This is a genomic window from Xanthomonas sp. SHU 308 (assembly GCF_000364645.1).
In the GTDB taxonomy this organism is placed as follows: Bacteria; Pseudomonadota; Gammaproteobacteria; order Xanthomonadales; family Xanthomonadaceae; genus Xanthomonas_A; species Xanthomonas_A sontii.
In genome coordinates, this window is the sequence record NZ_AQOK01000260.1 from 1 (window position 1) to 3,693 (window position 3,693).

Below are 3,693 nucleotides of genomic sequence, written 5' to 3' on the forward strand. Positions count from 1 at the left end.
TGCCGCCAGCGCCGCAACCGCTGCCGCCGGCCGCCGAGGCCGGGGCCCGTTGGGGCATGCTCTACGTGGTCGAGGGCTCGCGCCTGGGCGGGCGGGTGATCGCCCGGCACCTGCGGCAGACCCTGGCCGGCGCCGCGCCGGCGTTGTCCTATTTCGAACTCGGCCATGCCGACCCGGCCGCCTGGCGACACTTCCAGCAGCGCCTGGAGCGGGCCTTGCCGACCGCGCCGCTGCAGCAGGCCGCGGTCGACGGCGCCCGCGCCATGTTCGCGCACTTCCACACCCACTTCGCCCTGGAGATCGCCGCATGAGCGACATCGTCGTGCCCCTGGACATGGACGCATGCGCACGCGAGCCGATCCATATCCCCGGCTCGGTGCAGCCGCACGGCGTGCTGCTGGTGATCGAGCCGCAGGACGGGCGCGTCGTCCAGGCCAGCGCCAGTGCCGCCGACCTGTTCGGCCAGCCGCTGGACGAACTGCTCGGACAGCGCTACGACGCCCTGCTCGTGCTGGAGGATCCGCGCACGCGTCTGTTGCCCGACGCGGCCGAGCGCAGCGACCTGGCCTATGTCGAAGTGGGATTCAAGGACGCGGCCGCGACGCAGCGCTGGGTCGGCGCCTGGCATCTGTATCCGGAGCAATGGCTGCTGGAACTGGAGCCGCGCGATGCGCCGCTGGCCGACGCCACCCTGCGCGAAGCGCTGCCGGTGCTGCGCCGGCTGGAGGCCGACCACAGCATCGAGGAGGCCTGCCAACGCGCCGCCAAGAGCCTGCGCAGCCTGATCGGCTACGACCGGGTGATGATCTACCGCTTCGACGAGGACTGGAACGGCGACGTGGTCGCCGAGGCGCGCGCGGCGGAACTGGAGCCGTATCTCGGCCTGCACTATCCGGCCAGCGACATTCCGGCGCAGGCCCGCGCGCTGTACCTGCGCAACCGCGTGCGCCAGATCGCCAACGTCGGCTACGTGCCGTCGCCGATCCAGCCCACCCTGCATCCGCGCCTGCGCGCGCCGGTGGACCTGAGCGACGTCAGCCTGCGCAGCGTCTCGCCGGTGCACCTGGAATACCTGGCCAACATGGGCGTCACCGCCACGCTGGTGGCCTCGATCGTGGTCAACGACGCGCTGTGGGGGCTGATCGCCTGCCATCACTACCGCCCGTATTTCTGCAACCACGAGATGCGCGACGTCGCCGATGCATTGAGCCGTGCATTGGCCGGGCGCATCGGCGCGATCACCGCGGTGGCGCGCGCGCGCACCGAGTCGGTGCTGCTGACCGTGCGCGAGAAGCTGATCACCAACTTCAACGACGCCGAGATGCTGACCGCGCCGATGCTCGACGAGATGGCCTCGGACCTGCTCGACGTGGTCGATGCCGACGGCGTGGCGGTGTTCCATGGCGACCACGTCACCCGCCACGGCATGCTGCCGGCCACCGAGGACCTGGCGCGGATCCGCGAGCAGATCGAGTCCACCCATCACGAAGCGCTGCGCCACGACGCGGTCGGCGCCCTGCACTCGGACCAGATCGGCGAGACCTTCCCGGCGCTGGCCGATCTGGCCCCGCTGGCGGCCGGCTTCATCTTCGTGCCGCTGATGCCGCAGGCGCGCAGCGCGCTGCTGTGGACCCGTCGCGAACAGGTGCGCACGGTCAACTGGGCGGGCAATCCGCAGTTGGCCAAGCTGCAGGACATCGCCGGCTCGCGGCTGTCGCCGCGCAAGAGCTTCGACCTGTGGCAGGAGACCGTGCGTGGCCGCGCGCGGCCCTGGTCGCCGATCAGCCTGGAATCGGCACGCAGCCTGCGGGTGCTGATCGAGCTGATGGAGCGCAAGCGCTTCCAGCAGGATTTCGCCTTGCTGGAGGCCTCGCTGTCGCGGCTGCGCGAACCGGTGGCGATCGTCGAGCGCGGCGACGGCCCGCGGCCCAGCCGCCTGGCCTTCGTCAACGAGGCCTTCGCCGCCCTGTACGAGCGCGAGGTCGCAGAATTGATCGGCTGCGACCTGGAGCGCCTGTACGCCAGCGAGGCCGTGCTGGCGGAGACCCAGCGCATCGACACGCTGCTGCGGCAGGGCCGAGCCGCCTACGTCACCCTGCCGCTGCGCGTGGACGGCAGCACGGCCGTGCACCGCCAGTTCGACTTCGAACCGCTGCCCGATCACTCCGGCGTGCCCAGCCACTGGCTGCTGCAGTTGCGCGACCCGCGCTGAGTCCGGTGCGGCGGCGCGGCCTCAGCGGCTGCGCCGCCATAGCGCCAGCGTTGCCGCACCGGCCAGCAGGCCCCACAGCGCCGCGCCGATACCGAACAGCGACAGTCCCGACGCGGTGACCAGGAACGCGATCAGCGCCGGCTCTCGCTCGCGTTCCTCGCGCAGCGCCGAGGCCAGGCTGTTGCCGATGGTGCCGAACAGCGCGATGCCTGCGATCGCCATCACCAATTCCCTGGGAAAGGCCGCGAACAGCGCGGCCACCGTGGCGCCGAACACGCCGATCAGCAGATAGAAGACCCCGGCGAACACCGCGGCCATGTAGCGCCGCTGCGGATCCTCCTGCGCCTCGCGGCCCATGCAGATCGCCGCGGTGATCGCCGCCAGGTTCAGTCCGTAGGCGCCGAACGGCGCCAGCAGCGTATTGACCACGCCGATCCAGCCGATGGTCGGCGAGATCGGCACCGCATAGCCGGAGGCGCGGATCGCCGCGACCCCAGGCAGGTTCTGCGAGGTCATCGTCACCACGAACAGCGGCAGCGCGATCCCGAACAGCGCCTGCCACGACAGCGTCGGCCACACCAGCACCGGCTGCGCCAGGCGCAACCGCGCAGCCTCCAGGTGCAGCGTGCCGCTGCCCGCGGCCACGGCGATGCCGAACAGCAGGGTGGCGATCACCGCATAGCGCGGGAAGGTGCGGCGCCCGAGCAGATAGGTGGCGAACATCGCCAGCGCCATGGCCAGTTGGTGCTGCATCGCCACGAACACGTCCAGGCCGAAGCGCAGCAACACGCCGGCCAGCATCGCCGAGGCCAGCGACAGCGGAATGCGCCGCAGCAGGCGTTCGAACAGGCCGGAAAACCCGGCGAGTGCAGACAGCACCGCCACCACCACGAACGCGCCGATCGCATCGGACAGCGGCAGTCCGCCGCCGCTGCCGATCAGCAAGGCCGCGCCGGGCGTGGACCAGGCGGTGACTACCGGCATCCGGTAGCGCAACGACAGCCCGGTGCAGGTCAGGCCCATGCCCAGCCCCAGCGCCCACATCCAGGACGCGATCTGTGCCTGCGAGGCGCCGACGCTGCGCGCAGCCTCGAACACGATCGCCGCCGAACTGGTGAAGCCGACCAGCACGGTGACGAAGCCGGCGATCAGCGCGGGCAGCGACGCGTCGCGCCAGAGGGCGCGGGCAGCAGGGGTCATGCGGAATCCCATGATGGAGCGCAGGCTGCATTCTCGGGCAAACGCCGGCGATCGGCCGTGCCGCGCCATCACCAATAGAGGAGAGAGCGGGGCAGGACGCAGCGCCGTAAGGGCATGCAAAAAAACGGTTGACCTTTTTTTCGGTGCCATTAAACTGCGCGGCCCGCTACGCAACTGCCGAGTTTCGGCACGACAGAGGCCGGCGGGGCCGGAAACACCTAGCGAACATCGGGTGTTGACAGCGTGAAAAAGTCGGCTAATATGGCCGGCTCGCTTCGAGG

3 protein-coding genes are annotated in these 3,693 nt (G+C 70.5%); 2 read left to right on the forward strand and 1 reads right to left on the reverse strand.

Annotated features, from left to right (window positions below; all coding sequences use genetic code 11):
• The coding region (locus D588_RS0109650) for a biliverdin-producing heme oxygenase (protein ID WP_017915829.1) at positions 1 to 311 on the forward strand (311 nt) is incomplete at its 5' end.
• Positions 308 to 2,212 carry a bacteriophytochrome BphP gene (gene bphP, locus D588_RS0109655; protein WP_017915830.1) on the forward strand — a complete coding sequence of 635 codons (1,905 nt, stop codon included), beginning with the start codon at positions 308 to 310 and terminating at the stop codon, positions 2,210 to 2,212. The genes D588_RS0109650 and bphP, both read left to right, overlap by 4 nt.
• A gap of 21 nt (positions 2,213 to 2,233) precedes the next feature.
• Here the strand turns inward: bphP and D588_RS0109660 are convergent, their stop codons facing one another.
• The gene (locus tag D588_RS0109660) at positions 2,234 to 3,412 is read right to left on the reverse strand and encodes a benzoate/H(+) symporter BenE family transporter (protein WP_017915831.1); all 1,179 of its coding nucleotides are present in this window, start codon (positions 3,410 to 3,412) and stop codon (positions 2,234 to 2,236) included.
• Positions 3,413 to 3,693 lie beyond the last annotated feature (281 nt).